We start from the raw sequence: 21137 nt of genomic DNA, 5'->3' as shown, positions 1-21137 counted from the left end.
ATGTACCCAGATAGTTAGTATACTTATAGTAAGTAAACGAACTATGTGGTGTAGGAAGTAATGATTCTTTGATCAGACCAAAGAATGTTAAGAACGAAACAAAGAAGGTGATTGTTTGGAGAATTTGTCTTATCTGTTGATTAAGTCTTCCCGATTTTTAAAAGGAACGTTAGACAAACGATTGCAAGAGTATGATTTAACAGCTACGCAATTTTCGGTATTGAATCAAATCACGGGTCACAATGGGAACATCACGTCAGCAGAAGTCGCGCAGCGATTAGAGTCCGATCGACCGACCATCTCTGCAATCATCAATAGGCTTGAAAGGGACGGCTTCGTTGAAAAAGTGCAAAATCCACATGACAAGCGATCTGCGTACCTCAAGCTGAACGAAGAGACATTGAAACTCGTAGACGAGCTGAGACGTATTTCTGATGAAGTGAATGAAATGGTATTTGAAGCGTTCACTGAAGAGGAAGTGGCTAACATGAAAGAATATTTAGTCAAACTGATGAAACGCTTTGATGACATGTGATTCGATGCAAAGAGAAATCGTTTTATTCTGATGAAGGAGGAAGAATCATGGGGTTCATTCAAGATATTTCACCGATTTTCAAGAGGCACGACATCATCTTTGAGAAACACCACAATGAAGTTGGAGATATTCACACTTTCATTTTTCGTTCAGCTCAGCGGATTGACTGGAAAGCCGGGCAACATGGTGCATTCACAATCACTCACGACAAAATCAAAAAACCGACTCGAGCCTTCAGCATCGCATCCACTGCCGAAGATGGATACATCGAGATTTCAACTAGAGTGGGAGAGAATCCGAGCGAGTTCAAACAAGCCTTGTTGAATCTAGAACCTGGCATGAAAATGAGCATGAGAGGACCTTTCGGTGGTTTTTATATCCATGATAAAAAGCCGACTGTGCTCATTGCTGGCGGGATTGGGATCACACCGTTCAAGTCCATCGTAAGGCACGTGTTTCACGATAAAGGGATGGCTCCTGAAAAACTGCATTTGCTCTATATGGATCAAAAAGAAACGTTTCTCTACAAGGACGAGTTTGACAACATGAAGGAGGGGAATCCATTTACTGTTGAGTATGTAACGGAGAGAGAAGATTTGCATGTGTCAATCGAGAAATACGTTCAGACATATCACAATGCTGGCAACTATTTTGTGGTCGGCTCACCAGCGATGACAAAATCAATCGCAACACGTCTGAAAGATAAAGGCATACGAAAGAAAAATATCATCAAGGACACGTTCATCGGATATTAAGCGTAAAAAATATGAATGACAAGGAGTGAAGGATTGATGGGTTCAATTCTCGTGACTGGAGCGACGGGTAATGTAGGGAAACATGTCGTCAAATATTTGAACGGACGAGATTCAGACGTTGTGGTGGCTGGGAATCACATACAAGAGTTAGAAAAGAGCTATCCGGGCATAAAAACGGTCAAACTGGACTTCGAGGATCCGAGCACGTTTGAAGAGGCATTACATGGCGTCGACCGTGTGTTTTTGATGCGACCACCTCAGATTGGGGACGCTGAGGTCTTTCGACCGTTCGTTGGAGCGATGAAGGCACAATCCGTACGTCTCGTCTCATTTTTATCGTTGATGGGGGTTGAACGAAATCCATTCCCTCCCCACCACAAAATCGAAAAAATGATTGAGGAGGCATCGATTCCTTACGCACATATTCGTCCAGGTTTCTTTATGCAGAATTTAACCGGTGTCCATGCCGAGGAGATTAGAAAGGATCGTGAGATTTTCATTCCTGCCGGTAACAGTAAGGTGAGTTTTATCGATGCTGAAGATATCGGCAAAGCAATCGCTCATGTTCTCCTACACCCTCACGCTCATCAACATGTGGCTTATACGTTGACAGGTCCTGAAGCACTCGATTACGTAGACATCGCCAACCAACTGACTCTATTGACTGGGAAAAAAATCACCTATGCCAAGCCGAGTATGCTGCACTATCGTTCACACTATATCAACGAACGGGGACTTAGCCCGGAATACGTGAACGTGACAATGGCGCTTTATTTGATGACGCGCCTTGGCACAGCAAAGGCGGTCACACATACGTTCAAAGAATTGACAGGGGAAGAACCACGGACGTTTTTCGAGTTCGCAAAAGCTCACCTTCATGAGTTTGAGCGAAAAGCTGATTGAGATGCAACGAATCATCACATGCGCCTTTGGACGAACTTGTGTCACAATGAACCATCCCAGTCATTCGAGTTAACCATTTGACCTGAAGGAGGCGAACGGATGAATCGAGAGGAACAGATTCGTTTTGCGGCGTATCAAGTGATCGAGCTCGGAAAAATGCAAGTCGTCCCCGAAGTGTTCGCTACAGAATATGTCGCGCATGCAGGGGAACGGACGTATCAAGGACATGCATTCATTCGACGTTTCTCCAAACAGATGAAGACGGCGATTCCTGACGTCAAGGTGAAGAAAATTGAGGTACTCGTTCAGACGGAGAATACCGTCTCGTGGCAACGAACGCTGATCGGGACACATCGAGAAAACATGTTGGGCATTCCTGCGAGCGGAAAACAGGTCGAATGGGTGGACATGGTCGTTTCCCGTTTCCAGGAAGGATTGATTGTTGAGGAGTGGGTCGTCTCTGAACTGATGGGTGAGTTATTGGTGAAGCAACCTGAACAATGATGACGTAGGGGAAAAGTACTTATGCATGAGCATAAGTGCTTTTTTTAGTTACTAAAGAAACAAAGAGTAAGTCTGATATGATGAATGTATGATTGAAAAACATATAGTCGGGGGAATGACATGAATATTCAACAGATGATGGAGTTCGAGATTGGGGCGGCGCTCGATAAACAGTTGACCGAGTTACTTGTGAAATCTTTTGAGCCACTTTATCCGAATCGCCGCTATTTCAAGCAACTGCCGCATCTTCGATTAATTGCATATGAAGACGAACAAATCATCGGACAAGTCGGTTTAGACTTTCGCATGATGAATATGAAGGGGAAACCGATTCACGTGCTCGGCATCATCGATTTATGCGTGAGGGAAGAAGCGCGTGGACGTGGGGTCGGACGGGAGCTAATGGAAAAAATCATTGCGCTTGGAGAAGAGTACTCAATCGACTTTCTCTTATTATTCGCAGACCGACCAGACCTTTACGAACGGGTCGGGTTTCATACAGTATCGAATACATGCACATGGCTTCAAATTGATGATGAGAATCAAACGACACGTGGGATTGGGGAAGCACGTTTTGAAGAATTAATGATTCGTCAGGTGGGAGACAAACGATGGACCGATGGAAAGCTCGATTTGCTCGGATACTTATACTAGGAGGGTCTAGATGAACCGTGAACAAGTGTCAGACATGTATGAGGCATATGCACAAAAAATTGGTGACCGAAAACAAGTGTACGAAACGATTGCGAGCACCTTCGACGTGAAGAGGGCGCTATATCCTGGAAGTCACGTTGATATCGCGCCGTCCCTTGTCATCCCTCACGTCATCTATGTTGACAGTTTCAAAGGGACGATTCGTTTCTTCAAGAACCTCGAAATGGTACAGGAATTGGTGAATGAACGAAAAGAATATGATGAGCGGTGTACCATTGAATTCTTTGGTCAAGACTATACACAGCCGCTCGACATTGAACCGGTCGATTTGATCATCTCCCAGTATGCTGGATTTGTCGGTCAGGCAACGAAGGACTATTTGAAGCCGGGCGGCATCTTGCTTTGCAATGATAGTCACGGAGACGCGACATTGGCACGATTTTATGAGGCATTCGAATTGATTGGAGTTATAGGAAGTGCGAATGAACTCGTTCAGACGGGGCTCGACGAGTATTTCCGATTGCCGAAAGAGAAAGTCGTCGATATCGCAGAAGTGAAGAAGACGATGAAAGGTCCCCAATATACGAAACAAGTGGAGAACTATGTGTTTCGGAAACGATTGTAAAAGGAGTGAATCCAGTCCACTCCTTTTACGAAAAGTAATCATTCACATGCCCAGCCGTCGTTGTCACGATCCATCTTAGATTGATAGGCTGGATGATCGGAAGACACGCCACCTGGATAGGTTCCGCGTAAATCTGTACAGTTTTGGAAATTCTCAGAGGGTTGTGACGTTTGAGTATTCGATTTGGTCGATTCCGAAGCTTTTGCTTGTTGTTCAAGTTCCTGTTTTACTTCTGCGATGGCTGTTGCCGACTTCTCTTGCTCTTCTTTTCGAACCGAAGCAACTTCTTCCTCTAATTGTTGCGCAGCTTCTTCTTTTACGCGTTTCAACTCACTTTCGAACTCTTCACGTAATTTTGTTTCGGCTTCTGCTAGTTTCTGATTCGTTGATTCTTTAGCATCCGTTAATTGTTGACGTAAGTCTTCGTTTTCAGACAAATAGGAATCCAATTGATCTTGTAATTTTTCCTTCTCAGAATTGGCGGAACTCAATTTTTCCTCAATGAGCGATAAATCTTGCTCATATTGTTCCATTGAAATCGTCTCTTCGAAACTACATGAAGCTAATAGAAGAACTGATGAGAGGACTGCGAAAATGATGAAGAAGCGAGGGGAAAGTCGTGATTGCTGAACGTAATTGCTCAAAATAAAAGTTGTCACAATAAGTAAAACTATTAGGAATAGCCCGACTAACAAAATATTTTCCATACCATATCCTCCTTTCTCTTATAGATATCCAAAACAACCCACTTATTTATATTTATTTTACCAATTTTTAAATTGATAAACGGAATGAATGAAGTATGTTTTCAATTGATTATTGTTTTTTCAATTCATTGCTGATTATGGGATGTACATAAGGAAGGGGAGAAGTGAAATATCACGAAGAAGATAAACATACAAAGGAGGAATTCGATGAAACAATATACGATGCGAAACCGAAACGTCCCGATTTCCTTACATGACGCTGTCATCACGGAAGCAACCGTGATGGGTTCGACGATACGTCTCGTATTTGCAGATGGAATCCGTGATTTGTTCAAGAAAGAAGCAGTATGGACAGGACGTGCCACCGTGACAATTTCGAATGTAGATCGAGATTCTTCTTCACTTACACGATTTGATGAATCGACTTATACTGTGTGTCCGATTGAACAGTTGAGTCACTTTGTAAAACGTGGACGGTTCGAGATTGTCGATGAGTTATATGGTTACCGCCAGCTGTTGTTCCGCTGCATGTGGTTGACCGATACGACATGTGAGACGGTGGAGTGGAATCTCTCCCATGCAAGCGAGCTCGTCATCCAATGGGAAGACGAACCCGTGGAAGAAATGTATGAATTTGATTCACTTTAAAGAAAGCGTAAGTCCTACATGCTGAGCGACTGCTCTCGCGACGTCTTGTTTTGATTGAGAATCCGTTACAATTTTTTCTGCATGGATGTCAGATTCGAATGCGGATTGGCAGCGGTCGATTTGAGATTTCCCCCAAGAGTTGAACCACTCGAAACGTTTATTCAATCGTTTCACGAGTGTCCGTCGATTCGCTTGGAGAATGATATGTCTTACATCGACGCCTTCCCGTTGAAGTCTTCCGATGATTTCATCTACATACGTTGCGTCAACGAGTGTTATCGGAACAAGTATGACTCCATCAAAGGATGTGGCAATCTTCAACAACATCTGATAGTTGAACTCACGCCATTCCGGGTGATGTTGAAAATCGGGTTGCTGAAGGCTCTCCGGTAATTGATCCCGAATAAAAAATCCAGCCTGCTCCGGGTCATAGAGAAATGCGTTCGGCAGTTGTTTCTGAAGTATACTGGCACATGTGGTTTTACCCGAACCGAATGCGCCGTTGATCCATATAATCATTCCTACTCCTCATTTCATTGTCATTGTTCCTTTATTATATCGAACGGTGTGGTGAAACAGTTGATACAATCCGACAGACATAATAGAATAGATGAGTGATTTTGTTGGACTGTATGGATGAAAGGAACTGATTTTACGATGAAAGAAAACTTTTGGCGCGACCTTCCGCGTCCATTCTTTATACTTGCCCCGATGGAAGATGTGACCGATGTCGTCTTCCGTCATGTCGTCGCTCATGCGGGACGCCCGGACGTCTTCTTCACGGAATTTGCGAACTCGGATAGCTATTGCCATCCTGAAGGGAAAGGCAGCCTTCGTGGCCGTTTGACATTCACGGAAGACGAGCAGCCGATGGTCGCCCACATCTGGGGAGACAATCCGGAATACTTCCGTCAAATGAGTATCGGGATGGCCGAGATGGGCTATAAAGGACTTGATATCAATATGGGGTGCCCAGTCCCAAACGTTGCAAAACGTGGGAAAGGGAGCGGACTCATTCTCCGTCCGGAAGTCGCGGCTGAGCTCATTCAAGCGGCGAAAGCCGGCGGCATCCCGGTCAGCGTCAAGACGCGTCTCGGTTTTGCGAAGCTCGACGAGTGGCGCGACTGGTTAACGCATCTCTTGAAACAAGACATTGCAAACTTGTCGATTCACTTGCGCACGCGTAACGAGATGAGTAAAGTTGACGCGCACTGGGAGATGATCCCGGATATCGTGAAGTTGCGTGACGAGATTGCACCGGATACGCTCATCACCATCAACGGAGATATCCTCGACCGTCAAATGGGACTCGAGCTCGTTGAGAAGTACGGGGTCGATGGTGTCATGATTGGTCGTGGGATTTTCAAGAACCCGTTCGCATTCGAGAAAGAGCCGCGCGAACACTCGATGGAAGAACATCTCGACCTATTGCGTCTGCAACTGGACCTTCAAGACAAATTCCAAGAAGACGTGCCACGTTCAATCTCGAACTTGCACCGTTTCTTCAAGATTTATGTCAAAGGATTCCGCGGGGCGAGCGAACTTCGCCATAATTTGATGGAAACGAAATCGACGGACGAGGTACGAGCGTTGCTTGATGCCTTCGTCGAGAAATATCATGAAGAAGAGGCAGCGCTGGCTGCTGAATAAGCTTATTGGATACGAGGCGTACTCGTATCTTTTTTTTGCAGGAAAAGTTATTTATGGGACGAATGAGAACAGGAGAGTGAAAAAGGGAGGAAAGCGAATGCTACACGTTCAAGGACAACATTTAGTCAATGCGGCAGGAAACGTTGTTCGGTTGCGTGGTTTCACGTTGACGGCTTTATATTGGGAGCCGACACAAGTAGTTACGGAACTGTATCCAACGGACGAGCCATATCGTGTCATGCGAGAAATAGGAGCAAATGTCGTGCGTCTCACGTTCCACGCTCGCCTGATTGAACGTGAACCGTTTTTAGAGGAAACAGCCGGCCTGGAATGGTTAGATCGACAACTTGATTTCGCTCAAGCGAACGGGTTGTACGTCATCCTTTGTCTAATTTTGCCGCCGGGAGCGGACTGGATGGACGATCGTCCCGAACCGGATTATTCTCTATGGAGCGATTTTTCGAAACAGGAACGATTCCGTTGGATTTGGCGGACGTTACTGACACGTTATAAAGGAACGACACGTGGTAAGGCGATAGCAGCGTTCGATTTATTCAATGCTCCCGCCACAATCGATGGGACTGGAGAAACATATCGTCAATTACTTCAGTCGACTGTGAACGAATTATATGCTCTCGATTCAAACCGTATTTTCGTTGTCGCGCCATGTTATGGTACGAATGGTATGAAACACGAAGACCTATTAAGAGATTGGTTTTTGCTGGATAATCCGAACGTGATTTATGACCTTCATTTTTACGATCCTTTTTCGTATACCCATCAGTATGCGGAGTGGGTTGGTGTTCATGAAGAAGGTGGCGTTTTCTCTTTTAGAGCCTACACTTGAAGGTTATATGCCGCGCTGTCAATCATATCTTGCTAAACAGCTCGAACCACTTCTTCAATTACGAATGATGCATGAGGTCCCGATTTTCATCAGTGAGTTCGGTTTGATTCATCATTGTTTTGAAGATGGGCGAGGTGGTTTGGCTTACGTGAATGATGTTATCACGTTATTAAATGAAGCGGGCATCGGATTTACGTATTGGGACTTTCAGTCGACAGTCATGGGACTGTTTCGTTCGGATGCCCGATTATCGCTTATGCCATCCGATCAACAACGTGATCTTGCCCTTACATTATTTAAAACATAATCCTGTCTGCGATGGATGCAGACAGGATTTTATTGCTTTTGTGACCAAAATAGGATAATTTTGATATATCGGATGACGATATAACGAAACACGATATAAAGGAGTAGGATACGTGACACAACAGTCGAGTACAGGCGCACTAACCGAAGCAGTTTATTATATATTATTGTCCCTTCAAGTTCCGAGTCACGGGTACGGCATGATGCAGTTTGTCCAGGAATTGAGTCATGGGCGAGTTCAGCTCGCGCCCGGTACGTTATATGGAGCTCTCAGTAGTTTAGTTGAAAGAGGTTGGATTCAGGCACTCGAGGGAAGCGGCCGGAAAAAAGAGTACGAGATCACCGATGCTGGTCGAGAAGCACTTCAGATCGAATTAAAACGATTGGAAGAATTGGTGCGGCACGGTCATGAGTGGACGAAGGAGTTGGAAACATGAAGACGAAGACCATGTATCTCATATTTCTCGACTATGAAAAAGAAGAAAAATGGCTCAATGAGATGGCAGAAAAGGGATGGGCCCTCGAGTAGTTTCGTTTCATGCGATATCGCTTTCGTTCAGTCGAACCAGGGATGTATACATATCGAATTGAATTGTTACGAGAACTGCCCTCTCATCCTGATTCGAAAGCTTACATGGCTTTCATGGATGAAGTTGGGATTGAGGTCGTCGACACATCCTATCGCTGGGTCTTTTTAAGAAAGCGAACGAGCGACGGACCGTTCCAATTGTATTCGGATTTTGACTCGATGATTCAGCGGGAAACACGAATCATCCAACTGTACGGAACCGTTTTGCTCGCCAACTTTGTGGTCGTCTTAGCGAACTTCTCGAATCCGGTTGCAAAATGGACAATTCTATTAAATATAGTTGTTGTCGTCATGTTGGTCTATGCCGTCCAGCATCACACACGGAAAATGAGAACGTTGAAAGGTCTTAAAGCAATAGGGGAAATGAAGTCGTCAGATTGAGCGAATTGGTAAGGAGGAGCAAGATGGATTCACGAGAATGGAAGGACTGTATCATTTGTTTTGGATTGATTGCGGGGACAACACTCGGTGTAATCCTCTCGTTTTTCTTCGATATACAGCTGACATACGGAATCGCGAGCGGGGCGATGGTTGGCTATATCGGAGGACTTGCCGTATCGATTTGGAAAAAATGATGAATAAGCGCTTCGACTCCTCGTCTCAACGACGAGGTTTTTTTAGCATGTTGTGACGAAGAATAGTCGATTGGGATCTATAGTGATAGAGGGTTAAGAGGAGGGGGTAAATAGATGGATGACCAGGTCATCATCGATTGGTACTGGGAGCGATTCGAATATGCGATTGTTGCCACGAAAAAGAAATACGGGAGATATTGTCATCGTGTTTCCTACAACATTCTACAAAATCATGAAGATACGGAAGAGTGTCTGAATGATTTATATATGAAAGCATGGGAATCAATACCGCCGACACGTCCGTTTCGACTCGGGGCGTATTTGACGAAGATTGTTAGGAATCTCTCGCTGCAACGCTATAAGAAGAATCATGCGAAAAAACGGGGTGGTGGACAAGTACCGCTCGTCTATGAAGAACTAGAACATGTCCTCACGGTGTCGATGAAAGACGAAGACATCGTCGACCTATTGAATGTATTTCTTGCAGACCTTCCTCGACAGACGAGAATGATGTTCATGCAACGTTATTTTTATCTTCACTCGATTCAAGAAATTGCGAAAAACCATCAACTCGGGGAGAGCCATGTCAAAATGACGCTGAAGCGAACGCGTGATGCATTACAGCGAGCGCTTGAAGCAGAAGGGATTCGCGTATGAAGAATGAACAGTTGCTTCGATTACTTGGGGAAGTGGATGACCGCTTTATAGAGGAATTCAACGACTCAAATGGGGGGCGGGACTATTACTCGCCACCGCTGCGGGATTCATGCTCTTCACATCGAATATTTGGAATGAACGTATGCCGTTATCCACGGATTCGACGGCAAACTCGGTTCATATCGTTGATGAATCAGAAATAAGGCAAGGTACTTCCCAGGAAAACTTGATGGACATGACAGAGGATGAACTCTTTTCGCGGTGGAATCCGGTCGTGATCAGAGGAACGGTCTCGAACATCCAGCAAATTGAGATTGATTTCAACGGGGAGACCGAATATCAGTCCCTCATCACGATCCATGTGTCAGATGTGTATCGGGGGGATGTGCAAGTCGGGCAAAAACTGGTTGTTCGTGCCGATGCAATTGGAGGAATGGAACAGACAGAGCATACGAGCGTCATTTCACACGTACGTCAAGGGATGGAGGGCATCTTTATGCCGATTCCATATGATGACGAATTCATCTGGGAACAAAACGGGGCCACACTTCGACTGAAAGATATTGCGGATTACGGTTTTCCGGACGGGGAGCGTTATCTGTTTTTAGATACTCCGAATGGACTGTTGTTTGAGCGGGATGCTTATCCGTCATTGCAAGATATGAATTCTTTAGATGGAATAGAACGTTGGATGATCTCACGATTTAATGCATCAGAATAATCTACATCTCATATTATTAGGAGGGTGAACGATATGGAACGTACGATTACGGTAAAAGGAACAGGAAATGTCTCGTCTCGACCAGATTTGATTGTGATCCATATGGACCTTGTCACAAAAGCACCACGATATGAAGAGACGATGACTGAGGCAGCGAACGCCGTGGCGCAGCTTCAAAAGGCCATCGTGCGCGCAGGGTTTGAAAAGAAGGACATGAAGACGAGTGATTTTTCAATTGATACATTATACGACCAGTATCGTGATAAAGATAAGAATTATCGTTCACGGTTAATTGGATATGCTTGTAGGCAAAAAATGAAAGTGGAGTTCCCGCTCGATACATCCAAACTGTCTGACGCCATCGAACAAATCAGTCAATGTCGTGCGAATCCGCTACTATCGATTCGTTTCACGATGAAAGACCCGAACGCGATTGAAGATCAGCTGTTAGTGAACGCTGCGGAAAATGCGAAAAAACGAGCAGAACTTCTTGCAACAGGAGCGGGCGCAACGTTAGGAGAGTTGATTCAAATTGACTATACATGGAGCGAAATTCATCTCTTCTCTGCAACTGATATTCGCTATGGTCATGAAATCGACTTTTCTGAATCACGGATGCCTGAACTCGAACCAGATGACATCAATGTCAGTGATTCGGCGACATTCGTCTGGAGTCTCAAATGAGGCGATTCATGATCCTGACTCTTTTCGCTATATCTATTGCGCTTCCCGTATCCGCTCTTTCCTGGGCCTATACGTTTGTCGTGTTCGACCGAAATGCATATGAAGTGCTTGATGCGACAATAGATGAGGATTCGCTCGGTGACGTGATTGGTGAAGTGGAAACAACGGTCAACGATGAGACGGGACGTTACTACGGGAATGCCTCGAACGGATATCCAATCGGGACGGTGTATCGTGAAGTCGTCGGGGAGCCCGTTGAAGACGTCATTGCGGTCGAAGACGGCTCGGAATGGAAGCGGGCGGAATACCGATTCGAAGCACCCTATCACACGCGCGACTTTGTCACATTCTTCGGCTATATCTTGCTCGTGCTCGGCATTGTTATGGTAAGTTGGACACTCTTCAAGCGAAGTTCACTGTACAAAAAAGAAGCATGAACGAACGTTGGAATGGGAAGGGGATAAAGAGACGTTCGGCAAAGGGGGATTCATCATGAATATTTTGATTATTTTTGATTCGTTGTATGGTCATACAGAAAAGATTGCCCATGCGATGCAGGAAGAACTTTCGAAAGAGCATGAGGCACGCATGGAACATGTGTTGAACATCGGCCTCGGTGACTTGGTGCATGTCGACCTTGTCGTCATCGGTTCACCGACACATGGGGGTTATGAGACGGAGGACATTAAAGTGTTTCTAGACGGAATCTCGGACAATGCGCTTCGCGGGAAGCGGACGGCTGCGTTTGATACGAGTGTCGTCAAAGAAAAACAGAATCCGATTCTCGGTAAAATCATCGACTGGTTCGGTCATGCGGTCAATCGTGTCGAAGGGGAAATGATTGAAAAAGGCGCGACGAACGTTCAAAAAGAATCGTTCTTGGTTGATGGGGAGACGGAGATGCTGAAAGAAGGCGAGCTCGAACGTGCAAAAGCATGGGCACGGGAGTTGGTCGGATAATACGTGAAACGCATTCTGAAATGAGGATGCGTTTTTTTAATAGAAGCGGAAGAGAAGGCTGAAAAAGCGGGTAAATACTTAGTATTCAACTCTTTAGAAAGGGAGCTGGTTGTGATGAGAAAAATGGAACGTGATGTCTTCGTCGGATGGATGGTCGTCTTGCTCGTTATATTGGTGCACTTCCTCATCACCGTCTCTCTCGGAAACTCATACTTTGCTGAGTCCTCACTCAATCGCATGTTGTGGCTCTCGAGTTTCCCAGCATTTTTGATTGCTTTCGTCGCAGCCTTTTTCCAAAAAACGAATACGATTCTCCTAGCGGTTCGTCGTGGATTGTTGTGGACCGTCGAGCTGATCGTCGCGTTCACGGTCCTCGCCTGGGTGTTCCGTTCGTTTGAAGGATTGTATGCGAACGCGGGTCTCTATTGGTTATTCGGTGCCGTCTTGATTGGTCCGATTTTCTACGTGATGGCGTTCCGGCGTCAACATACGAAACGAATCCGAACACCTTGACTCGAAACGTCTCCTCTTTCAGGAGGCGTTTTTAGATTGCCGTAGGATGGGAATGGAGTAGAGAGAAAAGAATGGAGGAGAGTGCGATGAGCCAGTATTTTTCATCATCCTATGAAGAGTCGCGAGAGAAGTTCATCAATTTGTTGCCGGAGGTGAAACGCTTTTATCCGAAAGCGGAGCTGTTGACGCATTCGATTGGGGACGAAAGCATCGACATCATCTTAGGCGAACCGAAACGAGATCGAAAAGCGATACTTCTCATGACCATCGGGGAACATGGAATTGAAGGATATGCAGGTGCCGCGGTGACGCATCAATTTGTACAAACACAATTGCCACAACTGCGACATGAAACGACAGGCCTTTGTCTCATCCATGCCGTCAATCCGTGGGGAATGAAACACTTCCGCCGGGTCAACGAGCATAATGTCGATTTGAACCGGAACTATGTGATCAATCGTGAATCTGTCCCATATAACGTGAACCGTGAATATGAGCTGATGCGCCATCTCTTCGTACCGGACGGAGTGATTGACGACTACCATGAGGCGCGTGAACAGATTTATTCGTTCCTCGGCTCTGGGATTAAGCTCGATGGCTTCAAAGCGATGAGTGGAGCGAAAGGGATGGGACAGTACCAATTCCCGAAAGGTGTGTACTATGGCGGAGAAGAAGACGAACCGTCAGCCATCTTCTTGAAAGGCATTCAACATGATTTACTGGAGCGCTACGAGAAAGTGGTTCATCTCGATTGGCATACTGCACTCGGTCCGACAAACGAAGTGACGATGGTCATCAGTAAGCGAGACGGTCGCACCGAAGACGAGTTGAAACAGGCATACGGTCTCGACAACGTGAAAGTGTATGACCCGGATGAAGTGCTCGGGGACTCGACGAACCACTTCTACTATGTACGAGACACGGAGTATCCGGACAAAGGACTCGTCTCTGCTCTCTTTGAGTTCGGTACGTTCGGAACGTCGACGAAAGCCTCCATCCGCGAGTTTTTGACGATCATTTTAGAGAATCGTCTGTATTTTGAAGGGACGAAAGATCCCGAAGCGCGTAACGGGATTCAAAACGAGTTCATGGCGATGTTTTATCCAGACGACCCGTCTTGGCGGGAAGCGGTGTTACGAGAAGGGGCGAAAGCCATCGAAGGGTACTTAAAAGGAGAATCGCTCTGGCGTGACACATGAGAAGGTTTTTAAGGGTTGGAAACGGGAACAAGTAGGTTGTGAGTATTTACAATCAATTAAAAATGTGGAGGTTGGATGATGGGATATATTACAGCACATGACGGGACAAACTTATATGTGGAGGATGTCGGTTCTGGGGAGCCGATTGTCTTCTTACACGGTTGGCCGGCGAACAACAACATGTTCGAGTATCAGAAGAATGCGCTCGTTGAGGCAGGCTATCGCTATATCGGGATCGACTTTAGAGGGTACGGCAAATCTGATGCGCCAGCGACGGGGTATGACTATGAGACGATGGCATCCGACGTGCATATGGTCGTCTACGGCCTTGGTTTAAAAGACTTCACACTCGTCGGATTCTCGATGGGTGGCGCGATTGCTGTTCGTTACGCGGCCGATTATAAAGAAGATGGTCTGAAAAAGTTAGTGTTGGCGGGAGCAGCGGCACCGATTTTCACACAACGTTCAGACTATCCGTACGGGATGACGACGGACGAAGTCGACGCGTTGATTGACGATACACGAGCCGATCGGCCGAAGATGCTCGAAGGATTCGGGGAAATCTTCTTCGAGAAAGAACATTCGAAACCGATGCAAAATTGGTTCCACCATCTCGCACTCGTTGCTTCGAGTCACGGGACGATTGCCTCGGCAAAAGCGCTCCGAGACGAAGATTTGCGCGATGCCTTACCGAAGATTGACGTAGAGACGTTAATCATTCATGGCGTACATGATAAAATCTGTCCGTTTGAGTTTGCAGAACAGATGGAAGAGGGTATTTCAAACGCACGGATTGAACGTTTTGAAGAGAGCGGGCACGGCACGGTACTCGATGAACGAGAGAAATTTAACGATACACTGTTGCAGTTTGTTCAATAACCTTTGGCCTCCTCATGGGGGCCTTTTGTGTGTCTGGACGGATAAGTTCCAACTAAAACGGGTATAAATCAATTGGAGTTCCCTTCCAAATCTTTTGAAGCACCGAAACATCGCTGTGACAAGAATCACGATGTTTTTTTGTGTCGTTTAGGAGAAAGGGGATGATTAAAGAGAATAGGAACATGGATTTAGTTCAACCTGTCCTACCATTCATGGTACAATAACGGGGTGGATTAACAGATTGAGGAGAGATTTAAATGAACATCGCTTTCTTTTTATATCCGAAAGAAGACGTCAAATATTTGGACCCCGAATCAACGGTACGACAAGCACTTGAAAAGATGAAACATCATCGATTCACGTCTGTCCCACTCGTTTCGGAAAACGGATTTTACGCCGGGACGATGACAGAGGGGGATTTACTCTGGGCACTCGCAGAACAGCTTCGCGGGGAAGAAGACTATGAAAAAGTGCTCCGGACACGTCTAAAGGACATCAAGCAACGCGTTCGCTATAAGCCGGTATCCATTACGGCCCAAATCGAAGAACTTGTCGATGCAATCACGGATCAAAACTTCGTGCCGGTCGTCGATGACGGCAAATACTTCATCGGCATCATCCGACGCCGTGACATCATCGAGTATTACTCGTCAAAGTTGAAACAACTGGAGAATGAAGTCCGATAACGAACAAGCCAGAACCGAATCCCGGTTCTGGCTTGTTTTACGTTTCTTTCTGCTTTGTTTTCAAGAACGGAAGTGGGGCAATCATTGCGATGAAATAAATCAAGGCGATCACGAGTAAGAGTAGGGTTGCCGGTAAATAGGGTGCGATGAGTGGGATGACGAGTAGGACCGCGAGAACCGCAAGTCGCTTCCAAGACACCTTGAAGAATAGACGATTGAAGTAAATGACACCATATCCAAACAAGACGATGGCGACATACAACGTAATCCGGTGTGCCAAATCGAGTGTCTGCATCGGATCGTGCACGAGGGTGATCTTGACGACGGCGAGTAAGATGATGCCGAGGAACATCGAAAGATGCGACCAATAGAATCCGGCCTTGGCTGTCTGATCTCGCCTATCCGTATGCATGTTTTGAAAACGATTTTCTCTTGCTTCATCGTCCTTCACGTAGGAGTACCAAAGCAGAACGGTCAGCATAAGGGCAAGAATCATTGTCAGAACGACATCCGAGGTTAAATCCTCATCAATCGCAGCGCGACCGGTCGATGCAATCGTTTCGCCAAGGGCGATGACGAGAATCAAGTAATGACGCTCAAGGAAGTGCCAGGAGGACACTTCGAACTGCCCTCTGTTTTTCTGTACAAGAGGACCTAATACAGCGACAATCGCGACAATTCCCCATACAATCAGGCGTACGTTCCCCTCAAACAGCGAAGCGACGAGGATGATGATGCTAAAGGAGACGTTGTACGGTACGATGACAAGCATCGCCTTTTTCGTATCCTCATTACTGTGCAACAAGAATAGCGTCGAATGCACGGCGACGATCACTAAAAAGCCAAGCCCGAAAATGAAGCCATCTTGATCATATGCTTTTGGGATGGCGACAGAAATGAGCATAAAGCCAATCATCCCGAGCGTCATGAAGATTTGATGGTTCCTTCTTGTCAGTTTGGTCGTATTCGTCAACCAAATATATCCCTCGAAGATGTACCAAATGAGGGCCATGAGGACGAGAACTTCTAAAAACGTATGAACACTCAAATGATGTTCGAGTTTCAATGTGAGTTGGATGAACGTAAATACAAATACCAAGTCAAAAAACAGTTCAATCTTTTCTACCTTTTCATGATGAGAGGGCATGAGAGGACTCCTTTTCATAGATTCCTATTTATTTACCCGTCCGATTCACAAAAAACCCTTCATTTTATAAATGAAGGGCAAACCTCAATCAAGGGGTGGGAAATGCGGCAACACATATTCTCCTAATTCATCCATCACTTCTTCGGTCGGACGTTCTCCGTCGAAGAGGGCGAAGAAGAGGTGGTTCACGCCGATGGTACGATACGCTTCGAGCAATTTGATTAAGTGGTTGCGACCTAGACGGAAACCGAGGCGAATTGGCGTCGGTGGCTCGTCTGGGTCATGCGTCAAGTCAAGATGCATCGGCATCGAGAAGGGACGAAAAGCACGACCGTGTGCCTCACCGCTTTCACGCCAAGCGTCAAGCGCTTGTTTTTGTGCGAAAGGTGCCTGCGGATAGTACATCCATCCATCCCCGTTCGCCCCGAGCCAGTCCATATCCTGTTGCGCGAAGCCGGTGATCATTGTCGGGATCCGTTTCTTCGGACGTGGTACGAGCGTTGCCTGTTCAACTTCCCCGTAAGGTGAGTCAATCGTTGGGTAGTTGTAATAGAGTGCCTGCTCCATGACGCGAAGCGATTCTTTGAACTGGTCGCCGCGTGTCGGATGATCGACGCCGAGTCCTTTGAAGTCGGCACGACGGTCGCCTGACGAGATTCCGAGAATCAATCGTTCCGGGAATAACGCTTCAATCGTCGCGACTTCCTTCGCTGAACGAAGCGGATGTCGGAGTGGTAAGACGAGCGCGGACGTACCGAGCGCGATGTTTTTCGTTTGACCGAGTAAATGTGTCCCGTAGATCAACATGTCATAAATCTGACCGACGGCAGGGTCCAAGAAGTTCGGGTCTTTGAGTAAGACGTCCCGTAACCAGAGGGCTGTGAAGCCGTAGTCGTGGAGCGAGTTCGACTTGACGTTCGAGTGTCGGGGTACGCATTTTAAAATTTTCTAAAGGGATGTGGAGGCCGAGCGTGAGCTCGCCCTCCCGATACATCCGGTTGTAGCTTTTATGATTGTTGAACATAGGTTCCTCCTTAGTTTGCTTCCAAACGACGAGAAATGGCTGTCAAGATGACGGCAATGATGACCATGATGCCACCGACCCACGGCGTGTGGACGAGTCCGATTGAATCGGCGACGAGTCCGCCGATTGTCGCACCGAGGGCGATCCCGATGTTGAAGGCCGCGATGTTGAGTGCGGATGCGACATCGACAGCAGCGGGTACATATTTTTCAGCCAATTGCACGATATACAGTTGGAGTCCAGGCACGTTCATGAAGGCGAGAAGTCCCATCAAGACGATGGCAATGAGACCAGCCACTTTGAACGGAATCATGAACGACATGATGATCATGACCGCTGCGTGAACGATGAACATATAGAACAATGCTTTCGCCGGATTTTCATTGGCGAGTTTTCCGCCGACCGCGTTCCCGATGGCGACTGCGATTCCGTAAACGAGTAAGACGACGCTGATCAAGCTCGGGCTGATTTTTGTCACGTCTTGCATGATTGGAGTCAAGTACGTAAACGCGACGAACGTTCCGCCGTAACCGAGTGCTGTGATCAAGAATCCGAGCATGAGACGACCGTTCGTGAGCAGTTTCTTCATATCTGAGAACTTCGCCGGTGGCGACTGTTTCAAATCTTTCGGAATCAAGAAGAAGCTGGCGATGATTGAAACGACACCAAGTGCTGCGACAGCAAAGAATGTGGCACGCCATCCGAACGCTTGACCGATGAAGGTACCGAGTGGGACACCTGTGACGGTAGCGACAGTTAAACCTGTGAACATGAGTGCAATGGCACTCGCTTTTTTATGCGGTGGTACGAGTTGTACGGCGATGGTTGCTCCGATTGAGAAGAAGACACCATGCGAGAACGCGGTGATAAATCGGGCGACGATTAAGAGTTCAAAACTTGTCGACATGGCAGAGACCAAGTTTCCGCCGATAAAGACGACCATCAGTGCCATGAGTAACGTCTTGCGGTTCATTCGGTTCGTCAGTGCCGTTAAAATCGGTGCACCGACGGCGACGCCAATGGCATATCCCGAAATAATGAGACCCGCGAGTGTTATCCCGATGTTTAAGTCACTTGCGATGGATGCGAGCAATCCGACAGGGACGAACTCGGTCGTCCCGATGCCGAAAGCGCTAATGGCAAGGGCGAGTAACGCCAACCCTCCATTTTTAGGTGCCTGTTCTTCAACAGGTTGTGAAATAGGTTGATTCATGAGTAGTTCCTCCTAGTTGATGAAAAAATGGTGTGGAAGACGAGGACCCTTCGTCTCCCGATAGCAAAGACATCTCACTTTCCTCTATTTGTTCAGTACGGTCGAAAAAGTACCTTACCGTCTCAAGAGGGTTCTACGAGCGAAATGAACTTGTATTGATTTGCTATAGTTGCTATCATAATGGCATGAAAACCGTTTGAGAAGTACGTACTTCAAAGTGCGGTAGGCACCAAAAAGTGCCTATGTGAGAAATGGAGGAAATGATATGCCATATAATATTCCGGTCGAAGCGACGCTTGACGTCATCGGCGGTAAATGGAAAGTCGTCATCATGTGTCACTTGATCAAAGGAGAGCGTCGGACGAGCGAGCTGCGTAAGCTCATGCCGAACATCACCCAGAAGATGCTCACCCAACAATTGCGTGAACTAGAAGCGGACGGAGTCGTCGTACGTACGGTGTACGAGCAAGTTCCACCGAAAGTCATCTACTCGCTCTCAGAGTATGGATGGTCACTTAAACCGATCTTAGACGCCATGTGCGCCTGGGGCGAGTGCCATATCGACCAGTCTGGAGAAGAGGTTATCTCATAACAATCACGGTCGTCCATAGAGGGCGACCGTTTTTTGTGTGGGGAAGTCGGGTACAGGGACAGAGACAAGGAGGGTTTTTAGAATGGACTTGAAAACTTTTTGGTTTACAGATGACGGCTCGATCCCGAATCATCCCGATTATCCGGCGCTTCTCTATCGCAGCGTCTTTGATGACCCGAGCGGGATGCAGGAAACGTTTGCTCATAATGAGTGGACGAACAGTTGGGTGAACGGGGTGTTCGATTATCATCACTATCACAGCAACACGCATGAAGTGTTGGGCGTATTACATGGTGAGGCGACCCTTCAACTCGGAGGGACGAATGGTGATCTCGTACGCGTCAGTGCAGGTGATGTCCTCGTCTTGCCGGCGGGAACAGGACATCGGCGCATCGAGGCGAGCGAAGACTTTCAAGTCGTCGGGGCATACCCGGACGGTCGCGACTATGACACGTTGACCGGGAAGACAGAAGAACGTCCGGACAACCTAAAGCGAATCGAACAAGTCGAGAAACCGACGTATGATCCCGTCTTCGGGACGACGGGACCGTTACATGAGGCTTGGACAAAGGAGGAAACGATATGAATCAACGACTACCACATTCTTTATTACTCGCGGCATTGAAACAAAACGTCGTCGAATTGAAAGACGGACGGGAGATGCGCGCACTCGGGCAAGGAACGTGGCGTATGGGGGAAGAAGAATCAAAGCATGACGCTGAGGTGGAAGCGCTTCGGACAGGACTCGATTGCGGACTTCATGTCATCGATACAGCCGAGATGTACGGGGAAGGCGAGTCGGAAAAGTTAGTCGGCGAAGCCATTCAAGACCGACGCGAGGATGTCTTCCTCGTCTCGAAAGTGTATCCATACAATGCGTACGGCGACAAACTCGTCAAAGCATGCGATGCGTCACTCGAACGACTCGGGACTGATTATCTCGACCTTTACTTACTCCATTGGCGAGGGGATGCGCCGCTCGAGGAGACGATTCAAGGAATGGAGCAGCTCAAGGCAGACGGCAAGATTCGGGCATGGGGTGTCTCGAACTTCGATGTCGAGGATATGAAAGAACTTCTCGCCTTACCGAACGGAGACAACTGCGCGGTCAATCAAGTGCTCTATCATCTTGGCAGTCGAGGGATCGAGTATGACCTGCTTCCTTATCTAGAAGAACAAGGCATCCCGGTCATGGCGTACGCGCCGCTCGCCGAGGGAAGCGACGTGAAAAAAGATGTCTTCGAAAACGAGACGGTCAATCAAATCGCAGAGGCGTATAGCGCCTCGGTCGCACAAATCTTACTCGCCTGGACGATTCGGAGCGGACACGTCATCGCCATCCCGAAAGCGGGACAGGCCGAGCACGTCGAGGAGAATGCGGCAGCGCTCTTGCTCGATTTGAGTGAAGAAGATTTCGAGGCGCTCGATGAAGCGTTCCCACCACCGACGACGAAACAACCGTTAGATGTCATTTGATGATGTGAACTGGACCAATCAAAGGTCCAGTTTTTCTTTTGCTGAAATCGATTGTCTTTTTCGAGTTGCGGGTAAATAAAGGAAGGGC

At 47.0% G+C, this 21137-nt stretch carries 30 protein-coding genes and 1 pseudogene; 26 read left to right on the top strand and 5 right to left on the bottom strand.

Features of this window, described 5'->3' with window-relative positions; genetic code table 11:
* Nucleotides 1-115 precede the first annotated feature (115 nt).
* The 6 genes from ON063_RS05970 to ON063_RS05945 all read left to right on the top strand — a co-directional run bounded on the left by ON063_RS05970 (nt 116) and on the right by ON063_RS05945 (nt 3976).
* Nucleotides 116-535 (top strand): MarR family winged helix-turn-helix transcriptional regulator, encoded by a 420-nt coding sequence (locus ON063_RS05970; protein WP_274664528.1) that lies wholly within the window; start codon nt 116-118, stop codon nt 533-535.
* Nucleotides 536-582: 47 nt separating this feature from the next.
* A complete protein-coding gene (locus ON063_RS05965; protein WP_274664527.1) occupies nt 583-1290 on the top strand; it encodes an FAD-dependent oxidoreductase in 708 nt (235 codons plus the stop codon).
* A 36-nt stretch (nt 1291-1326) separates the two neighbouring features.
* Nucleotides 1327-2193 carry an SDR family oxidoreductase gene (locus tag ON063_RS05960; protein ID WP_274664526.1) on the top strand — a complete coding sequence of 289 codons (867 nt, stop codon included), beginning with the start codon at nt 1327-1329 and terminating at the stop codon, nt 2191-2193.
* A 99-nt stretch (nt 2194-2292) separates the two neighbouring features.
* Entirely contained in the window at nt 2293-2697 is a 405-nt protein-coding gene (locus tag ON063_RS05955; RefSeq protein WP_274664525.1) for an ester cyclase, read from the top strand.
* 120 nt (nt 2698-2817) lie between these two features.
* Complete coding sequence (locus ON063_RS05950; RefSeq protein ID WP_274664524.1) at nt 2818-3351, top strand: GNAT family N-acetyltransferase; 534 nt, start codon at nt 2818-2820, stop codon at nt 3349-3351.
* 10 nt (nt 3352-3361) lie between these two features.
* Nucleotides 3362-3976 (top strand): hypothetical protein, encoded by a 615-nt coding sequence (locus ON063_RS05945; protein ID WP_274664523.1) that lies wholly within the window; start codon nt 3362-3364, stop codon nt 3974-3976.
* A gap of 38 nt (nt 3977-4014) precedes the next feature.
* Here ON063_RS05945 and ON063_RS05940 read toward each other — a convergent pair whose 3' ends face one another.
* Complete coding sequence (locus ON063_RS05940) at nt 4015-4683, bottom strand: excalibur calcium-binding domain-containing protein (protein WP_274664522.1); 669 nt, start codon at nt 4681-4683, stop codon at nt 4015-4017.
* A gap of 207 nt (nt 4684-4890) precedes the next feature.
* On the opposite strand from ON063_RS05940, the gene ON063_RS05935 reads away from it, so the two are divergent.
* Nucleotides 4891-5331, top strand: a complete 441-nt coding sequence (locus ON063_RS05935) for a hypothetical protein (protein ID WP_274664521.1) — start codon at nt 4891-4893, stop codon at nt 5329-5331.
* Here ON063_RS05935 and ON063_RS05930 read toward each other — a convergent pair.
* Complete coding sequence (locus ON063_RS05930) at nt 5323-5850, bottom strand: AAA family ATPase (RefSeq protein WP_274664520.1); 528 nt, start codon at nt 5848-5850, stop codon at nt 5323-5325. The genes ON063_RS05935 and ON063_RS05930 overlap by 9 nt on opposite strands.
* A gap of 138 nt (nt 5851-5988) precedes the next feature.
* On the opposite strand from ON063_RS05930, the gene ON063_RS05925 reads away from it, so the two are divergent.
* From ON063_RS05925 to ON063_RS05855, 16 genes are all read left to right on the top strand, one after another.
* On the top strand, nt 5989-6981 hold the full coding sequence (locus ON063_RS05925; RefSeq protein ID WP_012727027.1) for a tRNA dihydrouridine synthase: 993 nt from the start codon (nt 5989-5991) through the stop codon (nt 6979-6981).
* Nucleotides 6982-7078: 97 nt separating this feature from the next.
* Complete coding sequence (locus ON063_RS05920) at nt 7079-7828, top strand: glycoside hydrolase family 5 protein (protein ID WP_274664519.1); 750 nt, start codon at nt 7079-7081, stop codon at nt 7826-7828.
* The gene (locus ON063_RS05915) at nt 7788-8135 is read left to right on the top strand and encodes a hypothetical protein (protein WP_274664518.1); all 348 of its coding nucleotides are present in this window, start codon (nt 7788-7790) and stop codon (nt 8133-8135) included. Before ON063_RS05920 ends, ON063_RS05915 begins: the two co-directional genes overlap by 41 nt.
* Nucleotides 8136-8247: 112 nt before the next feature.
* Nucleotides 8248-8571 (top strand): PadR family transcriptional regulator, encoded by a 324-nt coding sequence (locus tag ON063_RS05910; protein ID WP_274664517.1) that lies wholly within the window; start codon nt 8248-8250, stop codon nt 8569-8571.
* Nucleotides 8568-8663, top strand: coding sequence for a DUF2812 domain-containing protein (locus ON063_RS14860; protein ID WP_342455029.1), 96 nt, complete (start codon nt 8568-8570; stop codon nt 8661-8663). The genes ON063_RS05910 and ON063_RS14860 overlap by 4 nt, the downstream gene beginning before the upstream one ends.
* Before the next feature lie 9 nt (nt 8664-8672).
* Nucleotides 8673-9104: a DUF2812 domain-containing protein gene (locus tag ON063_RS05905; protein ID WP_274664516.1), complete on the top strand. Its 432-nt coding sequence runs from the start codon at nt 8673-8675 to the stop codon at nt 9102-9104.
* A 23-nt stretch (nt 9105-9127) separates the two neighbouring features.
* Complete coding sequence (locus tag ON063_RS05900; protein WP_224861835.1) at nt 9128-9298, top strand: hypothetical protein; 171 nt, start codon at nt 9128-9130, stop codon at nt 9296-9298.
* Between the two features lie 114 nt (nt 9299-9412).
* Nucleotides 9413-9955 carry an RNA polymerase sigma factor gene (locus ON063_RS05895; protein WP_274664515.1) on the top strand — a complete coding sequence of 181 codons (543 nt, stop codon included), beginning with the start codon at nt 9413-9415 and terminating at the stop codon, nt 9953-9955.
* 142 nt (nt 9956-10097) lie between these two features.
* Nucleotides 10098-10676 carry a hypothetical protein gene (locus tag ON063_RS05890; RefSeq protein ID WP_274664514.1) on the top strand — a complete coding sequence of 193 codons (579 nt, stop codon included), beginning with the start codon at nt 10098-10100 and terminating at the stop codon, nt 10674-10676.
* A gap of 33 nt (nt 10677-10709) precedes the next feature.
* Nucleotides 10710-11360 (top strand): SIMPL domain-containing protein, encoded by a 651-nt coding sequence (locus tag ON063_RS05885; protein ID WP_274664513.1) that lies wholly within the window; start codon nt 10710-10712, stop codon nt 11358-11360.
* Nucleotides 11361-11368: 8 nt separating this feature from the next.
* On the top strand, nt 11369-11797 hold the full coding sequence (locus tag ON063_RS05880; protein ID WP_274664512.1) for a hypothetical protein: 429 nt from the start codon (nt 11369-11371) through the stop codon (nt 11795-11797).
* A gap of 55 nt (nt 11798-11852) precedes the next feature.
* A complete protein-coding gene (locus ON063_RS05875; RefSeq protein WP_274664511.1) occupies nt 11853-12320 on the top strand; it encodes a flavodoxin family protein in 468 nt (155 codons plus the stop codon).
* 114 nt (nt 12321-12434) lie between these two features.
* Entirely contained in the window at nt 12435-12833 is a 399-nt protein-coding gene (locus ON063_RS05870) for a hypothetical protein (protein ID WP_214874696.1), read from the top strand.
* 86 nt (nt 12834-12919) lie between these two features.
* A complete protein-coding gene (locus tag ON063_RS05865) occupies nt 12920-14032 on the top strand; it encodes a M14 family metallopeptidase (RefSeq protein WP_274664510.1) in 1113 nt (370 codons plus the stop codon).
* A 75-nt stretch (nt 14033-14107) separates the two neighbouring features.
* The gene (locus ON063_RS05860) at nt 14108-14911 is read left to right on the top strand and encodes an alpha/beta fold hydrolase (protein ID WP_274664509.1); all 804 of its coding nucleotides are present in this window, start codon (nt 14108-14110) and stop codon (nt 14909-14911) included.
* A gap of 257 nt (nt 14912-15168) precedes the next feature.
* Nucleotides 15169-15597 carry a CBS domain-containing protein gene (locus tag ON063_RS05855; RefSeq protein WP_074033810.1) on the top strand — a complete coding sequence of 143 codons (429 nt, stop codon included), beginning with the start codon at nt 15169-15171 and terminating at the stop codon, nt 15595-15597.
* A 37-nt stretch (nt 15598-15634) separates the two neighbouring features.
* Here the strand turns inward: ON063_RS05855 and ON063_RS05850 are convergent, their stop codons facing one another.
* The 3 genes and pseudogenes from ON063_RS05850 to ON063_RS05840 form a co-directional block, all read right to left on the bottom strand.
* Nucleotides 15635-16744, bottom strand: coding sequence for a low temperature requirement protein A (locus tag ON063_RS05850; protein WP_274664508.1), 1110 nt, complete (start codon nt 16742-16744; stop codon nt 15635-15637).
* Between the two features lie 84 nt (nt 16745-16828).
* Nucleotides 16829-17768, bottom strand: a pseudogene (locus ON063_RS05845) (TIGR03571 family LLM class oxidoreductase).
* Nucleotides 17769-17778: 10 nt separating this feature from the next.
* Entirely contained in the window at nt 17779-18981 is a 1203-nt protein-coding gene (locus ON063_RS05840) for an MFS transporter (RefSeq protein ID WP_224861817.1), read from the bottom strand.
* Nucleotides 18982-19246: 265 nt separating this feature from the next.
* Between ON063_RS05840 and ON063_RS05835 the strand changes: the two genes are divergently transcribed.
* From ON063_RS05835 to ON063_RS05825, 3 genes are all read left to right on the top strand, one after another.
* Nucleotides 19247-19573 (top strand): winged helix-turn-helix transcriptional regulator, encoded by a 327-nt coding sequence (locus ON063_RS05835; protein WP_012727011.1) that lies wholly within the window; start codon nt 19247-19249, stop codon nt 19571-19573.
* An 82-nt stretch (nt 19574-19655) separates the two neighbouring features.
* Nucleotides 19656-20159, top strand: a complete 504-nt coding sequence (locus ON063_RS05830; protein WP_274664507.1) for a cupin domain-containing protein — start codon at nt 19656-19658, stop codon at nt 20157-20159.
* On the top strand, nt 20156-21049 hold the full coding sequence (locus ON063_RS05825; RefSeq protein WP_274664506.1) for an aldo/keto reductase: 894 nt from the start codon (nt 20156-20158) through the stop codon (nt 21047-21049). The genes ON063_RS05830 and ON063_RS05825 overlap by 4 nt, the downstream gene beginning before the upstream one ends.
* Nucleotides 21050-21137: the final 88 nt, after the last annotated feature.

This window comes from Exiguobacterium sp. B2(2022) (assembly GCF_028823655.1).
GTDB lineage: Bacteria > Bacillota > Bacilli > Exiguobacteriales > Exiguobacteriaceae > Exiguobacterium > Exiguobacterium aestuarii_A.
Note: the sequence above shows the minus strand (reverse complement) of the source record. Positions and strands in the feature narration are given on the sequence as shown.

Coding starts and splice junctions, on each gene's coding strand:
- ON063_RS05965 (WP_274664527.1), top strand. CDS start 583: ATGGGGTTCATTCAAGATATTTCACCGATTTTCAAGAGGCACGACATC.
- ON063_RS05960 (WP_274664526.1), top strand. CDS start 1,327: ATGGGTTCAATTCTCGTGACTGGAGCGACGGGTAATGTAGGGAAACAT.
- ON063_RS05955 (WP_274664525.1), top strand. CDS start 2,293: ATGAATCGAGAGGAACAGATTCGTTTTGCGGCGTATCAAGTGATCGAG.
- ON063_RS05950 (WP_274664524.1), top strand. CDS start 2,818: ATGAATATTCAACAGATGATGGAGTTCGAGATTGGGGCGGCGCTCGAT.
- ON063_RS05945 (WP_274664523.1), top strand. CDS start 3,362: ATGAACCGTGAACAAGTGTCAGACATGTATGAGGCATATGCACAAAAA.
- ON063_RS05940 (WP_274664522.1), bottom strand. CDS start 4,683: ATGGAAAATATTTTGTTAGTCGGGCTATTCCTAATAGTTTTACTTATT.
- ON063_RS05935 (WP_274664521.1), top strand. CDS start 4,891: ATGAAACAATATACGATGCGAAACCGAAACGTCCCGATTTCCTTACAT.
- ON063_RS05930 (WP_274664520.1), bottom strand. CDS start 5,850: ATGATTATATGGATCAACGGCGCATTCGGTTCGGGTAAAACCACATGT.
- ON063_RS05925 (WP_012727027.1), top strand. CDS start 5,989: ATGAAAGAAAACTTTTGGCGCGACCTTCCGCGTCCATTCTTTATACTT.
- ON063_RS05920 (WP_274664519.1), top strand. CDS start 7,079: ATGCTACACGTTCAAGGACAACATTTAGTCAATGCGGCAGGAAACGTT.
- ON063_RS05915 (WP_274664518.1), top strand. CDS start 7,788: ATGAAGAAGGTGGCGTTTTCTCTTTTAGAGCCTACACTTGAAGGTTAT.
- ON063_RS14860 (WP_342455029.1), top strand. CDS start 8,568: ATGAAGACGAAGACCATGTATCTCATATTTCTCGACTATGAAAAAGAA.
- ON063_RS05905 (WP_274664516.1), top strand. CDS start 8,673: ATGCGATATCGCTTTCGTTCAGTCGAACCAGGGATGTATACATATCGA.
- ON063_RS05900 (WP_224861835.1), top strand. CDS start 9,128: ATGGATTCACGAGAATGGAAGGACTGTATCATTTGTTTTGGATTGATT.
- ON063_RS05895 (WP_274664515.1), top strand. CDS start 9,413: ATGGATGACCAGGTCATCATCGATTGGTACTGGGAGCGATTCGAATAT.
- ON063_RS05890 (WP_274664514.1), top strand. CDS start 10,098: ATGCCGTTATCCACGGATTCGACGGCAAACTCGGTTCATATCGTTGAT.
- ON063_RS05885 (WP_274664513.1), top strand. CDS start 10,710: ATGGAACGTACGATTACGGTAAAAGGAACAGGAAATGTCTCGTCTCGA.
- ON063_RS05880 (WP_274664512.1), top strand. CDS start 11,369: ATGATCCTGACTCTTTTCGCTATATCTATTGCGCTTCCCGTATCCGCT.
- ON063_RS05875 (WP_274664511.1), top strand. CDS start 11,853: ATGAATATTTTGATTATTTTTGATTCGTTGTATGGTCATACAGAAAAG.
- ON063_RS05870 (WP_214874696.1), top strand. CDS start 12,435: ATGAGAAAAATGGAACGTGATGTCTTCGTCGGATGGATGGTCGTCTTG.
- ON063_RS05865 (WP_274664510.1), top strand. CDS start 12,920: ATGAGCCAGTATTTTTCATCATCCTATGAAGAGTCGCGAGAGAAGTTC.
- ON063_RS05860 (WP_274664509.1), top strand. CDS start 14,108: ATGATGGGATATATTACAGCACATGACGGGACAAACTTATATGTGGAG.
- ON063_RS05855 (WP_074033810.1), top strand. CDS start 15,169: ATGAACATCGCTTTCTTTTTATATCCGAAAGAAGACGTCAAATATTTG.
- ON063_RS05850 (WP_274664508.1), bottom strand. CDS start 16,744: ATGCCCTCTCATCATGAAAAGGTAGAAAAGATTGAACTGTTTTTTGAC.
- ON063_RS05840 (WP_224861817.1), bottom strand. CDS start 18,981: ATGAATCAACCTATTTCACAACCTGTTGAAGAACAGGCACCTAAAAAT.
- ON063_RS05835 (WP_012727011.1), top strand. CDS start 19,247: ATGCCATATAATATTCCGGTCGAAGCGACGCTTGACGTCATCGGCGGT.
- ON063_RS05830 (WP_274664507.1), top strand. CDS start 19,656: ATGGACTTGAAAACTTTTTGGTTTACAGATGACGGCTCGATCCCGAAT.
- ON063_RS05825 (WP_274664506.1), top strand. CDS start 20,156: ATGAATCAACGACTACCACATTCTTTATTACTCGCGGCATTGAAACAA.